At 75.5% G+C, this 20114-nt stretch carries 17 protein-coding genes and 1 pseudogene; 5 read left to right on the top strand and 13 right to left on the bottom strand.

The genetic code is table 11. The features are described 5' to 3' along the window. Window positions 1-18 precede the first annotated feature (18 nt). From ACFFHU_RS23930 to pdhA, 3 genes are read right to left on the bottom strand one after another with little or no spacing between them, the layout of a single operon-like run. Window positions 19-1542 carry a dihydrolipoamide acetyltransferase family protein gene (locus ACFFHU_RS23930; protein ID WP_377342446.1) on the bottom strand — a complete coding sequence of 508 codons (1524 nt, stop codon included), beginning with the start codon at window positions 1540-1542 and terminating at the stop codon, window positions 19-21. A gap of 58 nt (window positions 1543-1600) precedes the next feature. Beyond that, entirely contained in the window at window positions 1601-2620 is a 1020-nt protein-coding gene (locus ACFFHU_RS23935; RefSeq protein WP_377342447.1) for an alpha-ketoacid dehydrogenase subunit beta, read from the bottom strand. Beyond that, window positions 2620-3771 (bottom strand): pyruvate dehydrogenase (acetyl-transferring) E1 component subunit alpha, encoded by a 1152-nt coding sequence (gene pdhA, locus ACFFHU_RS23940; protein WP_377342448.1) that lies wholly within the window; start codon window positions 3769-3771, stop codon window positions 2620-2622. Before pdhA ends, ACFFHU_RS23935 begins: the two co-directional genes overlap by 1 nt. A 307-nt stretch (window positions 3772-4078) precedes the next feature. Here pdhA and ACFFHU_RS23945 point away from each other — a divergent pair. Continuing rightward, window positions 4079-4531 (top strand): annotated as a pseudogene (locus ACFFHU_RS23945) (Lrp/AsnC family transcriptional regulator); the annotation flags it as partial. A 62-nt stretch (window positions 4532-4593) separates the two neighbouring features. Here the strand turns inward: ACFFHU_RS23945 and ACFFHU_RS23950 are convergent. Together ACFFHU_RS23950 and ACFFHU_RS23955 are read right to left on the bottom strand one after the other, a co-directional pair. Next, complete coding sequence (locus ACFFHU_RS23950) at window positions 4594-5397, bottom strand: lytic polysaccharide monooxygenase (RefSeq protein ID WP_377342449.1); 804 nt, start codon at window positions 5395-5397, stop codon at window positions 4594-4596. A gap of 122 nt (window positions 5398-5519) precedes the next feature. Beyond that, a complete protein-coding gene (locus ACFFHU_RS23955; protein ID WP_377342450.1) occupies window positions 5520-6194 on the bottom strand; it encodes an MOSC domain-containing protein in 675 nt (224 codons plus the stop codon). Window positions 6195-6434: 240 nt separating this feature from the next. Between ACFFHU_RS23955 and ACFFHU_RS23960 the strand changes: the two genes are divergently transcribed. Beyond that, window positions 6435-6950, top strand: coding sequence for a hypothetical protein (locus ACFFHU_RS23960; RefSeq protein ID WP_377342451.1), 516 nt, complete (start codon window positions 6435-6437; stop codon window positions 6948-6950). A gap of 9 nt (window positions 6951-6959) precedes the next feature. Here the strand turns inward: ACFFHU_RS23960 and ACFFHU_RS23965 are convergent, their stop codons facing one another. After that, window positions 6960-7814 carry a phytanoyl-CoA dioxygenase family protein gene (locus ACFFHU_RS23965; RefSeq protein ID WP_377342452.1) on the bottom strand — a complete coding sequence of 285 codons (855 nt, stop codon included), beginning with the start codon at window positions 7812-7814 and terminating at the stop codon, window positions 6960-6962. A gap of 157 nt (window positions 7815-7971) precedes the next feature. Between ACFFHU_RS23965 and ACFFHU_RS23970 the strand changes: the two genes are divergently transcribed. Further along, window positions 7972-9024, top strand: coding sequence for a glutathione S-transferase family protein (locus ACFFHU_RS23970; protein WP_377342453.1), 1053 nt, complete (start codon window positions 7972-7974; stop codon window positions 9022-9024). Between the two features lies 1 nt (window position 9025). Next, complete coding sequence (locus tag ACFFHU_RS23975; RefSeq protein ID WP_377342454.1) at window positions 9026-9463, top strand: protein-tyrosine phosphatase family protein; 438 nt, start codon at window positions 9026-9028, stop codon at window positions 9461-9463. A 124-nt stretch (window positions 9464-9587) separates the two neighbouring features. On the opposite strand, the gene ACFFHU_RS23980 is transcribed toward ACFFHU_RS23975, so the two are convergent. From ACFFHU_RS23980 to ACFFHU_RS24010, 7 genes are all read right to left on the bottom strand, one after another. Then, entirely contained in the window at window positions 9588-10544 is a 957-nt protein-coding gene (locus ACFFHU_RS23980) for a DUF1775 domain-containing protein (protein ID WP_377342456.1), read from the bottom strand. A gap of 144 nt (window positions 10545-10688) precedes the next feature. Continuing rightward, on the bottom strand, window positions 10689-11780 hold the full coding sequence (locus ACFFHU_RS23985; RefSeq protein ID WP_377342457.1) for a hypothetical protein: 1092 nt from the start codon (window positions 11778-11780) through the stop codon (window positions 10689-10691). 140 nt (window positions 11781-11920) lie between these two features. Beyond that, the gene (locus ACFFHU_RS23990; RefSeq protein ID WP_377342458.1) at window positions 11921-13258 is read right to left on the bottom strand and encodes a type IV secretory system conjugative DNA transfer family protein; all 1338 of its coding nucleotides are present in this window, start codon (window positions 13256-13258) and stop codon (window positions 11921-11923) included. Window positions 13259-13262: 4 nt separating this feature from the next. Next, on the bottom strand, window positions 13263-14531 hold the full coding sequence (locus ACFFHU_RS23995) for a M48 family metalloprotease (protein ID WP_377342459.1): 1269 nt from the start codon (window positions 14529-14531) through the stop codon (window positions 13263-13265). Window positions 14532-14957: 426 nt separating this feature from the next. Next, window positions 14958-15407: an ATP-binding protein gene (locus ACFFHU_RS24000; RefSeq protein ID WP_377342460.1), complete on the bottom strand. Its 450-nt coding sequence runs from the start codon at window positions 15405-15407 to the stop codon at window positions 14958-14960. 235 nt (window positions 15408-15642) lie between these two features. Next, on the bottom strand, window positions 15643-15969 hold the full coding sequence (locus tag ACFFHU_RS24005) for a protease inhibitor I42 family protein (RefSeq protein ID WP_377342461.1): 327 nt from the start codon (window positions 15967-15969) through the stop codon (window positions 15643-15645). Window positions 15970-16265: 296 nt separating this feature from the next. Next, a complete protein-coding gene (locus ACFFHU_RS24010; RefSeq protein ID WP_377342462.1) occupies window positions 16266-19052 on the bottom strand; it encodes a valine--tRNA ligase in 2787 nt (928 codons plus the stop codon). A gap of 401 nt (window positions 19053-19453) precedes the next feature. On the opposite strand from ACFFHU_RS24010, the gene ACFFHU_RS24015 reads away from it, so the two are divergent. Further along, window positions 19454-20071 carry a class I SAM-dependent methyltransferase gene (locus tag ACFFHU_RS24015; RefSeq protein WP_377342463.1) on the top strand — a complete coding sequence of 206 codons (618 nt, stop codon included), beginning with the start codon at window positions 19454-19456 and terminating at the stop codon, window positions 20069-20071. The last annotated feature ends 43 nt before the right edge of the window (window positions 20072-20114 follow it).

The raw sequence follows: 20114 nt of genomic DNA on the forward strand, positions 1-20114 counted from the left end.
GAGACCCCGCAGCTGGGCTCAGACGTTGGCGATGAGGACCGCGGGCGACTCGACGCAGTCGGCCACGAACCGCAGGAAGCCGCCGGCCACCCCGCCGTCGCAGACCCGGTGGTCGAAGGTCAGGCTGATCTCGGCCACCTTGCGCACCGCCAGGGCGCCGTCCACCACCCAGGGCTTGTCGACGATCCGCCCGATGCCGAGCAACGCCGCCTCCGGGTGGTTGATGATCGGCGTCGAGCCGTCCACCCCGAAGACCCCGTAGTTGTTGAGCGTGAACGTGCCGCCGGTCAGCCGCGCCGGCGGCAGGGTGCCGGCCCGAGCCTGCGCGGTGGTCTCGGCCAGCGCCGCGCTGAGCGCCCCGGTGTCCATCCGCTGCACGTCGGCAAGCACCGGCACCAGCAGGCCCCGCTCGGTCTGCGCGGCGATGCCCAGGTGGATCCGGCCGGACTGCACGATCTCGCCGCGTTCGCCGTCCACCCGGGCGTTCAGCTGCGGGTACCGGCGCAGGCCGGCCACGCAGATCCGGGCCAGCAGCGCCAGCAGGCTGACCGGCCGGTCCGGCTGGGCGGCGTTGATCGCGGCCCGGGTCGCCAGCAGGCCGGTGGCGTCCACGTCGACCCAGATGGTGACCTCGGGGATCTCCCGGCGGCTGCGGGAGAGCTTGTCGGCGATGGTCTTGCGCACGCCGCGCAGCGGGATCACGATCTCGTCGGCCCCGGCGTCCGCTCCGGCGTCCGTCGCGGCGGCGGTCGCCGCGGGCCGAAGGTCGGGCACCGCAGCCAGCCCCGCTCCGCGGCCGTCCCCGGCCGGTCCGCCGGTACGGGCGTCGAGGTCGGCCCGGCGGATCATCCCGCCCGGCCCGCTGCCCCGGATGGCGCTCAGGTCGATGCCACGCTCCCGGGCCAGCCGGCGGACCAGCGGGGAGATCACCAGCGGCGCGTCGAGCTCACCGTCGAGCCTTGACCGGTACGCCGACGCGTCGCCGACCACCGCCGGGGCGCCGGTCGGGACGGGCGCTCCGGTCCCGGTCGGGTGGCCCTCGGGCAAGGCAGCCGTCGAGGCCGCGGTGTCGTCCGCGGCGGCCCGCCGCCCCGTACCCGCCCTGGCGGCGCCGACCCGACGGCGACGCCGCCCGGCCGGACCGTGGCCGGTGCCGTACCCGACCAGCACGTTGCCCGAGCCGGCCCGCTCCTCCTCGCGGTAGACGGCGTGCCCCGCCGGCTCGCCGCCGGGATCGTCCGCGCCGCCGGCACCCGCGCGGCCGGCATCGTCCGCGCCGTCGTCGAGCGGCGCCACGGTGATCAGCGGCTGGCCCACCGGGCGCAGCTCACCCGGCGAGCCGTGCAGGGCCACCACCCGGCCCGCGTACGGGCAGGGCACGTCCACGACGGCCTTGGCGGTCTCCACCTCGACCACCGGCTGGTCCACCTCGACCACGTCGCCCACGGCCACCCGCCAGGCCACGATCTCCGCCTCGGTCAGCCCCTCGCCCAGGTCGGGCAGGTTGAACACCTGCTGCGTCGAACGCACGGCGGCGGTCATGCCGCACCATCCTTCGTCCGCGACCGCGGCGCTCGCAGAACCGGCGCACTCCCCGCGCTCACGCCGCTGCCTCCGCGGCGGGCAGCCAGCGGGTGTCCGGCTGGTCGTCCCACTGCAGCCGGGCCACCGCGTCCAGCACCCGGTCCACGCCGGGCAGGTGCAGGTGCTCCAGCTTGGGCGCCGGGTACGGGATGTCCAGGCCGCTGACCCGCAGCACGGGCGCGTGCAGCGAATGGAAGCAGCGCTCCTGCACCCGGGCGGCCACCTCGGCGCCCACCCCGGCGAAGCCCTGCGCCTCCTGGATCACCACACACCGGCCGGTCCGGCGGACCGACGCGGTGACCGTCCGGTCGTCGAACGGAACGATCGTGCGCAGGTCCACCACCTCCAGGTCCCAGCCCTCCTCGGTGGCGGCCTCGGCCGCGGCGAGCGCCACCGGCACGGACGGGCCGTACGCGACGAGCGTGCCGTCCGTGCCCGGGCGGCGCACCACGGCCGTGCCGAACGGCTCGGTGCGGGCCGGCAGCTGCGTCTCGGCGCCGGAGAAGTAGAGCTTCTTCGGCTCCATGAACACCACCGGGTCGTCGTCCGCGATGGCCTCGCGCAGCAGCGAGTACGCGTCGGCCGGGGTGGCCGGGGTGACCACCTTCAGCCCCGGGGTGTGCGCGTAGTAGGCCTCGCTCGAGTCGGAGTGGTGCTCCACCCCGCCGATCCCGCCGGCGTACGGCACCCGGATGACGATGGGCATGGCCACCGTGCCCCGGGTGCGGTTGCGCATCTTGGCCACGTGCGAGGTGATCTGCTCGAACGCCGGGTAGCCGAACGCGTCGAACTGCATCTCGACCACCGGCCGCAGGCCGGACATGGCCATCCCGACGGCGAAGCCGACGATGCCCGCCTCGGCCAGCGGGGTGTCGAAGCAGCGCTTGTCGCCGTACGTGTCGAGCAGGCCGTCGGTGATCCGGAAGACGCCGCCGAGCTGCCCGACGTCCTCACCGAACACCACCACCCGGTCGTCCTCGGCCAGCGCGTCGCGCAGCGCCGCGTTCAGCGCCTTGGCCATCGTGATCGGAGCCATCAGCCCTCCCCCTCGGTGTCGTCCTGCGCCGCGGCCAGCTCGGCGCGCACCTGCGCGGCCTGCTCGGCCAGCTGTGGGGTCGGCCGGGCGTACACGTGCTCGAACAGCGACATGGGCTCGACCGCGGGCTCGACGTTCATCCGGGCCCGCAGGTCGGCCGCGTATGCCTCGGCCTCCTCGGCCACCGCGGCCACCGCCGCGTCGTCGAGCACGCCGCGGTCCCGCAGGTACGCCTCGAGCCGGCTGATCGGGTCGCGACCGGCCCAGGCCTGCACCTCGGCGCCGTCCCGGTACCGGGTCGGGTCGTCGGCGTTGGTGTGCGGCTCCATCCGGTAGGTGTGCGCCTCCACCAGGAACGGCCCGGCGCCGGAGCGGGCGTGCTCGACGGCCCGGTTCAGCACGGCCAGCACGGCCACCGGATCGTTGCCGTCGACCTGCTCGCTGCGCACGCCGTACCCGACGCCCTTGTACGCCAGCGACGGCGCGGCGGTCTGCCGGGACAGCGGGACGCTGATCGCGTACCGGTTGTTCTGCACGAGGAAGACGACCGGCGCCTTGAACACGGCCGCGAAGTTCATGCCCTCGTGGAAGTCACCCTCGCTGGTGGCGCCGTCGCCGATGTAGACCAGCGCCACCGAGTCCCGGCCCTGGTGCGCGTCGCCGTACGCCACGCCGGCGGCGTGCACCGCCTGGGTGGCCAGCGGCGTGCACTGCGCGGCCGTGTGGGTGGCCATCGGGTCGTACCCGCAGTGCCAGTCGCCGCGCAGCAGCGTGAGCACCTCGACCGGGTCGAGCCCGCGGGCCACCAGCGCCATCGACTCCCGATAGGTCGGGAAGACCCAGTCGGTGTCCCGGACGGCCAGCACGCCGCCGACCTGGCAGGCCTCCTGACCGCGGGACGACGGGTAGACGGCCAGCCGGCCCTGCTTGGTCAGCGCGGTGGCCTGCTGGTCGAAGCGGCGGCCGACGACCATCCGGCGGTACATCTCGCGCAGCGTCTCGGCCTGCGGCTCCGGATAGTCGGCGGAAACCGGCTGGCCGGTCTCGTCGAGCATCCGCACCGGCTCGGGGCTGGGCAGCAGCGGTCCGACCGGGTCGGGGTGGTGACCGGGTACGGACGGCCGGCGTACCTCCTGGGGTGTGGCGGTCACGGCGGGCACCTCCTGGACGGGTAGTTGGCTTATGCTCACGTCTGAAGGACTTCTGTTACAAGATCAGCACACAAGTCGGGACGATCGGCGCTCGGGGGGCACCTTGCGGGACCAACAGTCCGAGCCGGCCGGGGATTGGCCCAGCGCCGCCGGACGAACGGCCCGACCCGCCGGCGTGCGCCCCGGCGGCGACGCCGGCGGGGGCCCGGCCGGCAGCGGTTCCGGGGCGGGCTCGGCCGGGCCGGGCGGTTCCGGCGCGGGCCCGGCCGGGCCGGGCGGTCCCGGCGGCGCGGGCGGCGGGGAGCCGGGGCGGCTCCTCGATGAGACCGACCGGCGGATCCTCGCCGAGCTGAGCCGGGACGGCCGGATCTCCATCCGGACCCTCGCCGACCGGGTCCACGTTTCCCGTTCCAACGCGTACGCCCGGGTGGAGCGGCTGATGTCCGACGGCGTGGTGACCGGCTTCCGCGCCCAGGTGGCGCCCGAACCGGCCGGGCTGATGACCTCGGCGTACGTCAGCCTGACGATCGAGCAGAACACCTGGCGCGAGGTGTCCGCCCGGCTGGCCCGGGTGCGCTACATCGAGCACGCGGCGCTGCTGGGCGGCGACCACGACGTGCTGGCCCTGGTACGCGCGCCGGACAACGCGGCCCTGCGCGACCTGGTGCTCAACCAGGTGCAGGGCATCCCCGGGGTCATCTCCACCCGCACCTGGCTGGTCTTCGAGGAGTTCGACGGCACCCGCTCCCCCTGGGAGTGAAAGGAAGGGCCCCTTGTTATCGCTTTTTGTATAGGAGGGGACCCTTCCTAACGCTTCGGCGGTCAGAGCGGCGACCAGAGGGCCGGCGTGTTCGGCGGCTCCCAGCCGGCCAGGGCAGTGTGTGCCTGGCGGCACCGGTATGACCGGCCGGCGTAGCCGACCACGTCGCCGATGCGGTAGGCGGTGCCCGCGGCCCACGCCGGTACGCCCGGCGGGATCGTCGGCGGCGTGCTGACCGTGGGGCTGGGCGTGGGCGCCCCGGTCGGCGTGGGCGAGGCGGTCGGCGTGGGCGCCCCGGTCGGCGTGGCCGACGGGGTCGGGGTGGGGCTCGGGGACGGACCGGGACCGCCGGTGCCGCCGAGGTCCACGTCGATGCAGGAGTAGAACGCGTTGCCGGTGTCGGCGATGTTCCACACGGCGAGGATCTTCTGCCGCCCGGTGCGGCCGGCCAGGTTGAGGCTGTGCGTCACGCTCGCCTCCGGCTGCCGCCCGCCGCCGTCGACGACCGCCACGGGCGCGCCACCGATCAGGTAGGTCCAGTCCCGGGTGGCGTGCCGGGCGGTGAACACCCAGGTGAAGGTGACGGTCCCGGCCGGCACCGGGGTGGCCGGCCAGCCGACGCTCTCATCGTCCAGGATGGCGAAGCTGGCGTTGCCGCCGCTGCAGCTGGTCAGCCCCTTCGGCCCCTCCACGCTCTGCGGCTCGTACTGGATGGGTCCGCAGTTGGCGACCCGGCCCTGGGCGCACAGCGCCTGCCGGCTGGGCGGCGCCGAGACGTACCCGTGGGCGGCCGCGGGCGTGGCCACGGCCAGCCCCCCGAGCAGCCCGCCCACGACGGCCAGTGGCAGCAGGATCCGTACGCGCATCGTGACCTCCTCCGGGTCGCGGGCGACGGGCCGCCGAGCCGGCAGACCCATCGACTTACTGCGATGGAACGAGGTTACGATAAAGTTTGTTAACAGTAAATGCCCACGACCGGCGCCGTCGGTCAGTCCCGCTGCCGGGTCGAGCGGGCGATCCGCTTCCGGATCTCCGCCAGGTCCTCCTCGGGCAGCTCCTCGACCTCGAGCAGCCGGGGCAGCAGCGCCGGTTCGAGCATGAGGGCCCGGAAGCCCTCGGCGATCGTCACCCGCACCTTCGGCTGCTGGACCACGGTCACCTCGTCACCCGCCCGGATCTCCCCGGGTTCGACGATCCGCAGGTACGTCCCGGGGCGGGCAGCCTGGGTGAACCGCTTCACCCAGTGCGGCTCGGCCATCTTGTACTGGAAGGTCGCGCACGGGATCCGCCCGAAGGTGGCCTGGAGCACCACGTCCGGGCCGATCCGCCAGCGCTCCCCGATGGCCGCGCCGTTGACGTCCACGCCCACCGTGGTGATGTTCTCGCCGAACAATCCACCCGGCAGCTCTCGGCCGAGCTCCGCCTGCCACCAGTCGTAGTCCTCACGGGCGTACGCGTACACGGCCTGATCGTCGCCGCCGTGACTCTGAACATCGAAGATCTGGTCGCCGACCAGGCCGCTGCCGAGGCCGCCGTGCTTGGGGCCGGGGGCGCGGACCGGGACCGGTCCGTCCACCGGTCGCTTGTTGATGCCGGTCCGCCCGACCGACTTGGCCGGGTTCGGCTCGGGAACGGCGAGGTTGACCGACAGCAGCTTTCCCACGGCCGCAGCCTATGCGGCCGGCGCGGCCGCTGTCGAAGGCGATTCCGGCGCTCGTGTCGGACCGCGTACCCGGGGAATCGCCGGGCGGTCGGCGGACAGCGACGACCGCAGCCCTGAACTCGCCGTCCCGCCGCGATCGCCCGATCACCTCACCACGCTGCCCCTGGACGGGCCGTACCGCGCTGCCATATGTTGCCGACAGCGCCGATGGGACGGCGGGTAGCCGCAGACGGAGATGACGTGACCGACGAAGTGGACGACCGTCAGTTGTGGGCGGCTCTGGTCACCGCGGAACAGGAGTCCGCGCGCCGGCGGGCCGAGTTCTACCGGCACGCGTGGTCGCGCACGGAGATCCTGGCCAAGGCCCTCGCGGGCGGGGTGTGGGACCAGGCCGTCGCCCTGGAGTTCCTCGACTCCATCCCACACGACGTGCCGGCCCTGCTCGACGACCTCGTCGAGCACGCGGTCTCGCAGCGCTGGGCCGGGCTGGCCCGGCGGGCCATCGCGAACGCCGACCGGCAGCGCACCCGGCCGGTGCTACGCCGGATCGTCGGGGAACGGCTGCGCCGCGCCGGCGCCGACGAGTACCGGCGGCTGGCCGAGCTGCTCGTCGAGGTCGAGGACTGGGCGATGCTGCGGGTGCTGCTCCAGCCGGTCGCGGACGACGCCGACCCGCGGCTACCCGCGGTCCGGGCCGAACTCACCGAACGGTACGGGCCGCTGTGCGCCGTACCGGATCAGCGGGCCCTGCCCTGACGGCGCGGCTCAGTCCGCGCCCATCACCAGGCCCTCGATGGTGTGTTTCTGGGTGATCGGGGTGAGCCGGTCCACCACCGGGCAGCGCAGGTGCGCGCGGACCTGCTCGGGCAGGCCGGCCCAGTAGCCCTCGGTCACCGCCATGTCGTGGTGCGCGGCGTTGCCGGCGCCCGGCGCGTCGACGCCGAGCACCAGCACCGGACGGGCCGTGTCGGAGAGGTTCGGCCGGCCGCGGTGGATGGTCAGTGCCGAGCGGGCGGAGATGTCGCCGCGCTTCGGATACTTCCGGACGGCCCGGCCCTCGTACCGGTCGTAGCGCTCCCGGGCCGGGAACATCCCGTGGTCGAAGGCATCCCCGAGGTCCCACTGGGTGCCGGGGGCGATCTCGAACGGGCCCATCTCCTCGACCGTGTCCACCGCCGTGAGGTTGAACGCCAGCGAGGTGAGCCGGCGCTGCCGCCGGGTGTCCTCGGGCATCGGGAAGTCGCGGTGCCAGGGTTGCATCCGGGCGCCCGGGTACGGGGTGTCGAAGCCGAGCTCGACGATCTCGTACTCGTCGCCCAGCACCGCCCGGCACACCGCGTCCACCCACGGATGGGTCACCAGGTCGACGAAGCCGCGCAGCTGCTCGGGGTGGATCTCGACGTACCACCGCTGCGGGCCGCGGCCGACCCGGCCGTTCTCCCGGGAGCTCGCCTCCTGGAAGGCCGCCTCGATGTCCTGCGCCATCCGGTCGATCCAGGCCGCCGGGAAGGCGCCCCGGCAGGCGGTGATGCCGTCCCGGTACAGCTCGCCGAGGGCCTCGACCGGCACCTCCGGTTCCGCCGCACCGGCCGCTGTGCTGCCGCCGCCGAGCTTCGTCATACCGACCTCCTCGCCACCCCTGCGGGCGGCGTCACGCCGCGCCTGCCGGCAGTATTACAACGTTGTAGATCCGGGGCAACAGGTGCGTCAACGCCGGGCGGGTGGGTATCGGCCATGATGGGACGGGACGCAACACCAGGCGGCGGGAGGGCACCAGATGGCCGAGCAGACCGGCGGCGAGCGGGAGTCGTGGAAGACCGGCGGGAAATACGTCGAGTCGGGCGGCGAGTTCACCAGGGACCAGCGGTACATCGCCACTCGGATCACCGCCGACGGTCGGGACGGCTTCCCGGTGGAGCCGGACCGCTATCGCCTGGTGGTCAGCCGGGCCTGCCCGTGGGCCAACCGCCTGATCATCGTACGGCGGCTCCTCGGCCTGGAGAGCGCCCTCTCGATGGGCGTGGCCGGCCCAACCCACGACGCGCGGAGCTGGACCTTCGACCTCGACCCGGGCGGTCGGGACCCGGTGCTCGGCATCGAGCGGCTGCAGGAGGCCTACTTCGCCCGGTTCCCCGGCTACGAGCGCGGGATCACCGTGCCGGCCATCGTGGACGTGCCCACCGGCCAGGTCGTCACCAACGACTACGCGCGGATGAGCCTCGACCTGTCGACCGAGTGGACGGCGTACCACCGCGACGGCGCCCCGCAGCTCTACCCGGAGCCGCTGCGCGACGAGATCGACGAGGTCAACGACGGGGTGTTCCGGGACGTCAACAACGGCGTGTACCGGTGCGGCTTCGCCGGCAGCCAGGCCGCCTACGACAAGGCGTACCGGCGGCTCTTCGACCGGCTCGACCAGCTCTCCGACCGGCTGCGCGACCAGCGGTACCTGGTCGGGGACACCATCACCGAGGCCGACGTCCGGTTGTTCACCACGCTGGTCCGGTTCGACCCGGTCTACCACGGGCACTTCAAGTGCAACCGGAACAAGCTCACGGAGATGCCGGTGCTGTGGGCGTACGCGCGCGACCTGTTCCAGACGCCGGGCTTCGGCGACACCATCGACTTCGACCACATCAAGCGGCACTACTACCAGGTGCACGTGGACATCAACCCGACCGGCATCGTGCCGCTGGGCCCCGACCTGTCCGGCTGGCTCACGCCGCACGGCCGCGAGGCGCTGGGCGGGCGGCCGTTCGGCGACGGCACCCCGCCACCGCCGCCGGCGGAGCACGAGCGGGTGCCGGTGGAGCACACGGCCGCGGCCTGAGGTGACCGCGCCCTGGGACCCGGCCGCGCCCGGGGTGCTGCGGCTGCCGTCCGGCCGGCTGGTCCGCGGCCGCGGCCTGCGCGCCGGGCCACCGGACGGACCGGCGCCGACGTACGCGCTCTACCTGCTCGGCCGGCCGCCGGCGGCGCCGCCCTGGGAGTTCCGGTGGCTGCGCTGGCCCGACTTCCGGCTGCCCAGCGACCGCGCCGGTGCGTACCGGCTGCTGCGGGAGGCCTGGCGGCGGACCGCGACCGACCGGGTGGAGCTGGCCTGCCGCGGCGGCCGGGGCCGGACCGGTACGGCGCTGGCCTGCCTCGCGGTGCTCGACGGGGTGCCGCCGGCCGCGGCGGTCGCCTTCGTCCGGCGGCACTACCACCCGAGGGCCGTGGAGACGCCCTGGCAGGCCCGGTACGTCCGCCGGTTCGACGCGGGCCGCTGAGGCGCCGGTCAGCCCGACGGGCCGGTGCCGACGCGACGAGCGCCGGCCGGTTCGGCGCCCGTCCAGGTCTGCGGGCTGGCCGGTTCGGCGCCGGCCGGCAGGCGCATCGACGCCGGCCGTGGGGTCAGTCCCGCAGTCGCCAGCCCGCGCCGGGCGACGACTTTCCGCCGCGGGCGCCCACCAGGGCGGCGCCGTCGCCGGCCCGGGCCCCGCTGTCCCGCCGGGTGTCGTCCGCGTCGCCGGCGGCCCGCTCGGCGCCGACCCGGTCGCTGTCGTCGTCGGCGGCCAGCCCGGCGCCGACCCGGTCGCTGTCCTCCGCGTCGGCCCCGGCGTCGGCCGGGTCGAGGGCCGCGGCCTCGCGCCGGCGGCGGGACAGCACCAGATAGCCGACCCCGACCCCGGCGCCCGCGATCACGCCGCCGGCCAGCGCCACGCCGATCTCGCCGGTGAGCCCCAGCGACGCGCCGGAGCCGTCCGTCGCCGGCTGCGCCACGCCCGGGTCGGCGGCCCCGGGGTCGGCGCCGGAGTCCCCGTGCCCGGCGTGCCCGGCCGCCGGCGTGCCGGCCACCAGCGCGATACTGGCCGCCGGGTGCGCGCCGCCGGGCGGATCGGCCCAGGTGACCACGGTGCCGTCGGAGTACGTCTGCACGACCGGCAGCGTCAGCCGGTCACCCTGGGGCAGCGGACCGAGCGAGACGCCCAGCTCGATGGGGCCCACGGTGGCCGGCCGATCGGCGCGGACGAAGGTGATCGAGCTGACCACGTCGGTGACCGCCTCCTGGTGCATCCCGGGCACCGCCTGGCCGAGGTGCCGGCTGGTGATCTTCGGACCCCAGCCGTCCACCGACATCGGGTACACCTCGGCCACGGTGCTGTCCGCCGGGAACCGCACCTCCACCCGCGTGGTGTACGCGCCGGGCCGGTCCTCGGTGAGCCGGACGGTCAGATCGGCCGCGTCGCCCCGGACCGCCTGGGCCGGGACGACCGTGACGTCGGCGTGCGCGTGGCCGGCCCACAGCAGCACGCCGAGCAGCGCCGTACCGATCGCCAGCGCACCGCGTACCAGCACCGAGACCACCATCCGAACCCTCCATCCGCCGTGGGTTCGCGCCGCGTCCGGCGCGACCCCTGCCAGGTAGTTCGGATCGCGACCGGCAAAGGTTCAACGCCCGGCCGATTTGCCCGCCCGGCCGCTCGCCGGTCGCCGGCCGTGCCGACCGGCCGGTCAGTATGACCAGGTCAGCGCGCCATCCGGGCTCACCGTGACGGTGCCGCCCACCGACACCTCCGGGTGTTCCACCGTCGTGGCGAACTCGTTCGGGCTGACCATCGAGGTGTAGCGCACCTCGAGCCGGCCGGGGCGTACGGTTTCCACCGTCGCCCGCCGGCCGTCCCACCGCGGCTCGTCGACCGGCTTGACCTCGATGCCCGGCTGGTCCAGCACGCGCCAGTGGACGTCCCGCTCGTACAGGATGATCCCGGGTACGTGGAATGGGCAGTCGCGAGGGCTCAGCTCCGTGCTCCGGGCACAGGCGGCGAGGTACGCGGCCACCTGGATCCGGATCGCCGCGACGGCCTCCGGCTTGACGGTCACCGCCACCGGCACGGCTACCGGGTCGAGCGCGCCCGGCCGGCCGGCGATCACGGCGTCGCCGGGCGCCGCCGTGACCAGCGGATCGTCGGCCGGGATGGCCACCGCGTACCGGCCCGGGAACACCGGCACGGCGGCCTGGGCGCCGGCCACGGGCGCGGCCGTCACGGTGACGCCGCCGAGCCGGACCCGGTCCGCGGCCGGCGTCACCAGCAGCACCATCGCCATCCCGCCGTCGGAGATGCGCCACGGCCGGGACGACCCCACCCGGTCCCGGGTCAACCACACCGTGCTGCTCAACTCCGTCCCGCCGATCCGGTAGGTGATCGGCAGGTAGGCGCGGCTGCGGTCGGGGCGGCGGGTGTCGTCCCGAGGATCGCCGTAGCCGACCCGGCCGGTCCGCAGGTCGGTCGGCGGCTCGTACCCCTCGCGCAGCGCCGGGTCCCGGCAGCTCGGCGCGGCGCAGCCGACGAGCCGGCCGGCCCGCTCGGCGTCGCGGTCGGCGAGCGCCGCGAACAGCTCCCGGACCGGGCGGTCCGGCGCCCCGTCCAGGGCACCGAGCACGACGACGGCCGCCGGCAGCAGCACGGCCGCCGCGACGGCGGCCGGCAGCAGCGTCCGGCGGCCCGCCCACCACCGCCCTCGGGCCGGATCGCCCGAAGGCGGATCGGGCGGCTCGAACGCCGCATCGCCCGCCCGCGGAGCCGGTGGCGGGTCGCCGCGCACATCCGCCGACCGAACGCGCGGCGCCGGGCCGGGCGGCGGATCGCGCTGCGGCAGGGCGGACCCGCAGGATCGGCAGAACCGGGCCCCTGGACGGGCCGGCGTGGCGCAGGCCGGGCAGCGCCGCGGACCCACCGGCGCGGTCACGGCTGCGCCCGGGCCGGGACCGTGGTGAAGCCGGACCGGACGCGGTACGGCTCCATCAGCTCGGCTGGTCGCGCCTCGACCAGCAGCGGCGGGTCCGACCGGTAGAACAGCCAGGCCCGCCCCGGCGGCAGTTGCTGGAGCGTCTCCACCGGCAGCACCGGCCGGTGCAGCGCGCCGGTCAGGTACCGCCCGCTCGAATAGCTGACCCGCGCCTCGCGGAACTCCCCCGCCCAGCCCGACACGTCCCGCAGGTCGTCGCCGTTGCACAGCCCACCGAAGAGCGCCTTCGCGGTGCTGGCCGTGACGATCGCCTGCTGACCGTCCCGGCCGTACCGGCCGCGCAGCGCGGCCAGGCTCTGCGCTGCCCACAGGGTGACGATCCCGCGCTCGCCGCCCTCGGCGAGCAGCGCGGGCAGCGACTCCACCGGCGCCACCGCGGGCAGGTCGTCCAGCACCAGCAGCAGGCCCGGGTCGATCCGGCCGGTCGACGAGCGCCCGGCCCGGTCCGTGGCCCGCTGCACGATCGCATCGACCAGCGCCGCCACCAGCGGCACGGCGGCCCGCCGGTGATCGGCCTGGCAGACCACGAACAGCGTCGAGCCGGACTCCAGGAAGCCGTCGAGGTCCAGGGTGGTGCCGGCCGTTGCGTCCCGGACCCGCGGCTCGGCCATCGCGTCCAGGGCGTGCCGCGCCAGCCCGTACGCGGCCGACCGCTCGGGGTCGGCGAGCCGCGCGGTGGCGGCGAGCTCCGCGGACCACCCGGCCGCGCCGGCGGCGGCCCGTTCCAGGATGCCCACCGGCTCGGCCAGGTCCCGGCCCGCCAGCCAGCCGAGCACGGCCCCGGCATCCCGGCGGGCGAGCGCCGCGGCGTGCAGCAGCCCGCGCAGCAGCGCGGCCGCGGCGGTGCCCCGGTACGCGTCGGCGCGGTCCCCCGAGCCGGTGGTCGAGACCAGCGCCCAGGCTCGGCGGTAGGCCACGGCCGGGTCGGCGCAGCCGGCCAGCGGGGACCACCGCACCCGCTCCGGGCCGGACCGGGCGGCGAACGGGTCGTACACGTACAGGTCCCCGCCGCGCCGGGCCGCCACCCGGCGGCGCCAGTCGCCCGCGGCCCGCAGCAGGTGGTCGCGGGTGCCGGCGCACAGCACGGCGCCGTCCCAGTGCATCAGCGTCGGTACGAGCAGCCCGGCCGCGTGTCCGTAGCCGGGCGGGGCCACCACCCCGACCGAGTCGGCGGGCGCCGACCAGCACGGCTGATGGCCGTCGACCACGTCGAGGCCCAGGTACACCTGTCGGCGCGGGCGGACCTCGAACGGCGGCAGCGGCGGGTAGTCCACGCGTTCACCAGCCCTTCTCCAGCGTCACCCCGGGCGTCCAGCCGGGCAGCGCCCGGGAGAGCGGGTGATGCTCCCGGACCGGGTAGCGGTGGCCGGGCCGCTCCAGCCGTTCCAGCCGCAGCTCGATCGGCGGATGGCCGGCGTAGACGACCTCCTCCCACCCGGTGCGGGGCTCGTCGAAGGTGCCGGCGATCCCGGCGAGGACGACCCGCAGCGGGTCGGCGTAGCCGGCCCGGGCCGCCACGGCATCCGCCCGGAACTCGGCCTCGCGGAAGGTGCCCACCTGGAGCGGGATGACCAGGTACTCGGCGGTGATGCGGATCGGCCAGAGCAGGACCCGCAGGGCGAAGTGCAGGGTCCGGAGCTTTTCCCGCTTCAGCAACTGGTAGCCGAGTTCGGAGAGGAGATACAGCGGCAGCGTGACGCCGAGCGACCAGGCCCGGGCGAGGGCGTCCCCGCCCACCCAGTGCCCGACCTCGTGCGCCAGCACGGCCGCGACCTGCCGCCGGTCGTACGAGACGTGGTCGAGCAGGCCGGTGTGCACCACCACGTACCGGTGCCCGGCCGCGGCGTTGGGCGTGGGGTGGTCCCGGACCAGCAGTTGCGGCATCGAGCGCAGGCCGAGCCGGCCGGTCACCTCGGCGAGGATCGGCAGCAGCCAGGCGGCCTCCCGGCGGGACGGCCGCCGGGCGCCGGCCAGCCGCCACCACATCCGCTCGGTGGCCATCGAGTAGGCCACGTAGAGCGCGCCGACCACCAGCGCCGTGACGACCTGCCCGACCGCGAGGGTCCACGGCCAGATCGGGTCGTTCGCATAGAGCGCCTCCCACGGCCAAACGGCGGCGATCCAGGCCAGCGTGGTGGCCCCGTTCAGGGCGCCCAGAATGCCGCCGATGATCCCGCCCAGCTGGGCCGCCGCGGTCGGCAGCAGCTCCCGGGCCGAGATCGGCAGCGGGATGACCCAGGTCAGCATCGTGTCGATCCGGCGCAGCATGCCCGGGCCGGCCACCGTGCCGGACAGCGCGCCGGCGAGGCCGCCGAACAGCGCGCCCACCGCGCCGAGCAGCACCACGAGCGGCACGTTGAACCAGCCGGCCACGATCCCCACCAGGGTGGCCGGGACGTTCCGACCGACGGTCCCGCGGACCAGGGTGGCGAGGGACGGCCAGCGGCGCTGCGCGGGCAGCCGTCCCGTGGGCGGCAGCCGTTCCTCCGGCAGCGGCGTCCGCGGCGCCGGAATGGCCGGTACAGGAGCGGCCGGCCACTCCCCCACGACCGGCGCGTCCTGGCCGGCGCCTCCGTCCTCGCCGGCGCGCAGGCCGTCACGTGGCGCCGGGCCGGGCGGCGCTTGGGGGCCGGGCGGCGCTTGGGGGCCGGGCGGCGCTTGGGGGTCGATCCCGGCGCCGCACCGACCGCACACCGTCGCGTCGGCGGGGTTGGGCCACCCGCACTGGTCGCAGTACATCGGCGGTCACCTCCCCGTGCCCGGCTGGCACGAGCCGCGGCAAGCGGTTGGCGGAAATCGACCTGAGTCAACGGTAACCTTCCGTCGCCCACCCGCCTACCCTCGGTCGCGATCGCGACCATGACCGGCCCCGGGCCGGGGTCCGTGCGGGGCCGGCGCGACCAGCCGGCGCGGTCAGCCGGCCGGCGCGACCAGCCGACGTAGTCAGCCGGCCGGCGCGACCAGCCGGCGCGGTCAGCCGGCCGGGGTGATCCGCCTGCCGAGGCGGACCGTGGTGCCCCACGGGCCGCCGCAGACGTCCGCCTCGTCCATCAGGGCGTCCATCAGCATCCGACCCCGGCCACGACCGGCGGACCGCGGGTCGACCCGCGGCTCCGTCCAGCCACCGGTGTCCCGGATCTCGGCCGCCAACCGTCCGGCACGCAGCCAGAGGCGCACGGTCACCCGTTGATCCCCGGCGAACCCGTACCCGTGCTCGATGGCGTTGGCGCAGGCCTCGCCCACCGCCACCAGGACGTCGTCGGCCACCAGCTCCGGCACGCCGGCGGCGGCCAACCAGCGCCGCAGGTCCGCGCGCAACGGCGCCAGCTCGGTCGCCCGGGCCGCGATCGAGGCGTGGAACGGCCGGGCCGGGCGCGACCGCAGGACCGTATCGCCGGCCGCGGCCTCGAGCCCCTCGCCCACCCGTCCGCCCCTTTCCCGCACCGCCGGCGTGTCCATCGCCAGACAACTCCCGGTGACGCAGGTCGGATCGTGCCCCCCGGTGCCGGACAGATTATCTCGTCCGCCGCCGGGGCGCCGACGCCAGTAGGCCACCAAGCGCGGCCGATGCCCGTCGGTCACCAGACGCGACCGATGCCCGTCGGCCATGGAGGCACGGCCGACGCCCGTCGGCCACTGGGCGCGGACCGGAGCCGGGTCAGGCGCCGGTAACCACCACGGTGGTCTCGAACCGCTCGGCGCCGGTGGAGCCGGCCCAATCGCGGCGGCGTGCCAGCCGTACGGGCGTGCTGCCGGGGCTCAGCGCGGCGAACCGGAACCGCCGCTCGCCGCCCCCACCGCGACCGGTCCCGTCCCCGGCGGCGTAGTCGTCGCCGTCGAGCCGGAGCACCTGCGGGTCGTACGCGTCGAGCGCCCACCGGTAGCCCGAGGTCGGTGTCTCGGGCAGCACGATCAGCACGATGTCCTCCGGCGCCGCCCGGTGGATCCCGCCGGCGGCGTCCCGGTCCAGTCTCAGCTCGGCCATGACCCATCCCTCCGCCACCGCATGTCCCGCCCATCGTCCGCCAGCGCCCCCCACGGGTAAAGCTCCGGGAGCGGGAAGGAAGGGCACCTTGTTATCGCTTTTTGTAGCGGAAGGGGCCCTTCCTAACCCCCGGGCCGACGCCGGGCGCCGGCTGGACCTGCCGCGCCGGAAGCCTGCCGGCCCGGCCGCGCGTCGGGCGGGCCGGCCGCGCGCCGGGCGGACCCGCCGCGCGCCGGGCGGACCCGCCGCGCGCCGGGCGGACCCGCCGCGCGCCGGGCGGGCCGGCCGCGCGGCCGTCAGCCGGCGGGCTCGACGGCGAGGTACAGGTCGGCCAGCCCGCTGGGCTCGTCGGCCGGCGCCAGCCGGACGGACTCCGCGCCGACGGCGGCCCGCAACGGTTCGGCGATGGTCTCGGCGCGGTCCCGGGCGGCCGGCGTGCGGGCGTCCAGCACGAGCGCCCCGAGCCGGCCGCGACCCGGCAGGCCGGCGCGGGCCCGCAGGGATCGCACCGCGTCCAGCACGGTCACCAGGGCGTCCACCGCGGACCGGTCGCCGTCCCACTCCGGACGCGGCGCCGGCCAACCGGTGCGGTGCAGGCTCACCGGGTCGGCCGGGGTCCGGAACAGCCGCTGGTACTGGTCCTCGGTGATGAACGGCGCGAACGGCGCGAACAGCCCGAGCACCGTGCGGTAGACCTCCCGCAGCGTGGCCCGGGCGCTTGCCCGGTCGGCCGGGGTGTGCCGGTCCGGGTCGTTGAACCGCTCCTTGACCAGCTCGATGTACCGGTCGCAGAACACCGCCCAGAAGAATCGCGAGGTGACCAGGTACGCCTGCGTGTAGTCGTACGCGTCGAACGCGGCCGTCGCCTCGCGGACGGTGTCGGCCAGGTGGGACAGCACCCACCGGTCCACCGGGGTCCGCTCGGCCACCGCCGGCGTGCCGCCCGGGGCCGGCGGGCCGGCCGGACCGGTCGGCGGCTGATCCGGCCCGGCCGGATCGGCGCCGGTGTGCAGCGCGAGGAACCGGCCCACGTTCCACAACTTCACGGCGAGCTTGCGGCCGGTCCGCACATCCTTCTCGTGGTAACGCAGGTCGTTGCCGATCCGGGCACGGGCGGCCCAGAGCCGCAGCGCGTCCGCGCCGTACCGCTCGATGACCTGGTCGGGGACGTACCGGTTGAAGCCGTCGGCGGTGGTGGAGGCGGCCAGGTCGCGCTTGGCGATCTTCCGGCCCTGCTCGTTGAGGCCCCAGCCGGAGATCATCACGGCCTCCCACGGCAGCCGGTCGAAGAGCAGGTGCGACTGCACGAGGGTGTAGAACAGCCAGGTACGGATGATCTCGAACGCCTGGACGCGCAGGCTCATCGGCGCCACCGGTCCGTCCCCGGTGAAGCCGCGGGCGGCCCAGCCGTCGTTGATCTGCGGGCTGAGCGACGAGGTCATCCAGGTGTCCATCACGTCCGGCTCGCCGCGCAGGTCGGTGCCGCCGCAGTCGGGGCAGGCGGCCGCCGGCGGCGGGTCGGCCAGCGGGTCGACCGGCAGCGCGGCCGGGTCCGCGAGGATGGCCCGCTCGCAGTGGCCGCAGAACCACACCGGGAACGGGACGCCGTACCGGCGCTGCCGGCTGATGTTCCAGTCCCACTTCAGCCCGTTGATCCAGTCCTCCAGCCGGCGCCGCATGAACTCGGGCACCCAGGTCAGCTCGCCGGCCCGGGCCAGCAGCGCGGCCCGCTGGTCGCGCACGGCAACGAACCACTGCGGCCTGATCTGGAACTCCACCGGCGTACCGCAGCGCTCGTGCACGCCCACCACCTGCCGCAACGTGCGGCCCTCGCCCAGCGCGCCGGCCTCGGCGAGCCGCTTGAGCACGGCGGTCCGGGCCTGGGTGACCGGCAGGCCGGCGAACTCCCCCGCCGCCCCGGTGAGCCGACCGTCGGGGCCGATCACCAGCCGCAGGTCGAGCCGGTCCCGGCGCCACCGGGCCACGTCCTCGGAGTCGCCAAAGGTGCACACCATCATCAGGCCGGTCCCGAAGCCCGGATCCACCGACTCGTCGGCCAGGACCGGCACCTCGTACCCGAAGATCGGCACCGTGGCCGTGCCGCCGCGCAGCCCGGCGTAGCGCTCGTCGCCCGGGTGGTGGTAGAGCGCCACGCAGCCGGCCAGCAGCTCGGGCCGGGTGGTGGCGATGGTGAGCGGCGACCCGTCCGGCGCCCGGAAGCGGATGTCGTGGATCTTCCCGGACCGTTCCAGGTCGTCGATGTCGGCCTGCGCCAGCGACGTGCGGCACTCCGGGCACCACAGGATCGGGTCGGTGCCCCGGCGGATGTGCCCGGCCGCGTGCAGTTTCAGGAAGGCGCCCTGGGCGGTACGCCGGCACCGGTCGTCGATGGTCGAATAGCGCAGCGACCAGTCCACCGACAGGCCGATCCGCCGCCACAGGTCGGCGTAGACGGCCGCGGTGGTCCGGGTCTCGGCCAGGCACAGCTCGACGAACTCGGCCCGGGGCAGGTCGGCCGCGCGAATGCCGAGCTTGCTCTCCACGTACCGCTCGGTGGGCAGGCCGTTGTCGTCGAAGCCCATCGGGTAGAAGATCCGGTCGCCGCGCATGCGCCGGTACCGGACGATGAAGTCCGGCTGCGAGTAGCTCATGGCATGGCCCACGTGCAGGTGCGACGCCGAGACGTACGGCGGCGGCGTGTCCACGCTGAACACCGGGCCGTGGCCGGCCGGGTCGAACCGGTGAATGTCGTGCTCGGCCCACAGCTCCCGGGCGGCCCGTTCGACGGCCCGGTGGTCGTAGGGGATGGATCCGGCGGGGCTCGGCCCGTCGCCGTCGGTCGCCGGCCGCGGGTCGGTCGCCGGCCGCGGGTCGGTGCGGGCAGTGGGGCCGGTCGCCGGCCGCGGGTCGGTGCCGGCAGTGGGGCCGGTCGCCGGCCGCGGGTCGGTGCGGGCAGTGGGGCCGGTCGCCGGCCGCGGGTCGGTGCCGGCAGTGGGGCCGGTCGCCGGCCGCGGGTCGGTCGCCGGCCGCGGGTCGGTGCGGGCGGTGGCGGGGCGCAGGTCGGTGCGCGAGGTAGCGGGCATGGTGCGAGAACGCCTCTCAGGCAGGGGAAGCACGACGAGGCGCGGCGCCGACCCGGGCGCCGTCGGGTCACGACGGCGGCGGCCGGGTGGGGACGCGCGCGATGATCGGCCGGTACGGCGGCCGCGCCGGAAAGCCTGGGATCGAGCCGTACGTCAGGCGACGGATACGGCTACTACTCGGCGTACTCGCAGGGGTCGGCGACGGGCAGCAGGCATGTCTCCGCACTCCTTCCGGGCGAGCGCCAGCAGTGGCTCGCCGACGGCACTCGTCGGCGCTGCCTCCCATGCTACCCGCTCGGCCCGCCCGCCGGGGTGCGCGGCTCGCGTACCCTGATCTTGCGCAATCTGGACGGACCTCGACGGACGGAGGCGGCGCGGTGGCCACGAAGGTTTCGCATCCGATGTTCGCTCGGATGTTCGAGCGGCAGATCGTGCGGCTGGACGCGGCCGGCGGGGCCGAGCTGCGGCACCGGCTGCTGGCCGGGCTGGCCGGCCGGGTCCTCGAGGTCGGCGCCGGCAGCGGCAGCAACTTTCCGCACTACCCGCCGACCGTGACCGGGGTGCTGGCGGTCGAGCCGGAGCCGCGGCTGCGGGCGGCCGCGGCGCGGGCGGCACCCGCCGCGCCGGTGCCGGTCACCGTCGTGGACGGGGTGGCGGACGCGCTGCCGGCCGCCGACGGCGAGTACGACGCGGTGGTGTTCTCCCTGGTGCTCTGCTCGGTGCCGGACCAGACCGCCGCGTTGGCCGAGGGCCGTCGGGCGCTGCGGCCCGGTGGCCAGGTGCGGTTCCTGGAGCATGTCCGCGCCGAGCGGCCGGGCGGGCTGCGCCGGGTGCAGCGGGCGGTGGACGCCACCGTCTGGCCGCTGTTCTGCGGCGGCTGCCACACGTCCCGGGACACCATCGGGGCCATCGAGGCCGCCGGGTTCGAGGTCACCGCGCTGGACCGGTTCCGCTTCCCCGAGACCCAGGTGCCGGTGCCGGCGGCCCCGCACGTGCTCGGCACGGCCGTACGCCGCTAGCTCAGCCGCGCGCCCGGGCCGGCGCGGCCATAACGCCGCTAAC

The sequence above is a fragment of the Plantactinospora siamensis genome (assembly GCF_042434095.1).
Lineage (GTDB): Bacteria > Actinomycetota > Actinomycetes > Mycobacteriales > Micromonosporaceae > KBS50.

Bases quoted from the DNA above. Each gene is read 5' to 3' on its own strand.
- ACFFHU_RS23950 (WP_377342449.1), bottom strand. From the start codon at position 5,397: ATGCGCGTACGGATCCTGCTGCCACTGGCCGTCGTGGGCGGGCTGCTC.
- ACFFHU_RS23965 (WP_377342452.1), bottom strand. From the start codon at position 7,814: ATGACGAAGCTCGGCGGCGGCAGCACAGCGGCCGGTGCGGCGGAACCG.
- ACFFHU_RS24010 (WP_377342462.1), bottom strand. From the start codon at position 19,052: ATGCCCGCTACCTCGCGCACCGACCTGCGCCCCGCCACCGCCCGCACC.
- ACFFHU_RS24015 (WP_377342463.1), top strand. From the start codon at position 19,454: ATGTTCGCTCGGATGTTCGAGCGGCAGATCGTGCGGCTGGACGCGGCC.
- ACFFHU_RS24005 (WP_377342461.1), bottom strand. From the start codon at position 15,969: ATGGCCGAGCTGAGACTGGACCGGGACGCCGCCGGCGGGATCCACCGG.
- ACFFHU_RS23930 (WP_377342446.1), bottom strand. From the start codon at position 1,542: ATGACCGCCGCCGTGCGTTCGACGCAGCAGGTGTTCAACCTGCCCGAC.
- ACFFHU_RS23935 (WP_377342447.1), bottom strand. From the start codon at position 2,620: ATGGCTCCGATCACGATGGCCAAGGCGCTGAACGCGGCGCTGCGCGAC.
- ACFFHU_RS23980 (WP_377342456.1), bottom strand. From the start codon at position 10,544: ATGGTGGTCTCGGTGCTGGTACGCGGTGCGCTGGCGATCGGTACGGCG.
- ACFFHU_RS23970 (WP_377342453.1), top strand. From the start codon at position 7,972: ATGGCCGAGCAGACCGGCGGCGAGCGGGAGTCGTGGAAGACCGGCGGG.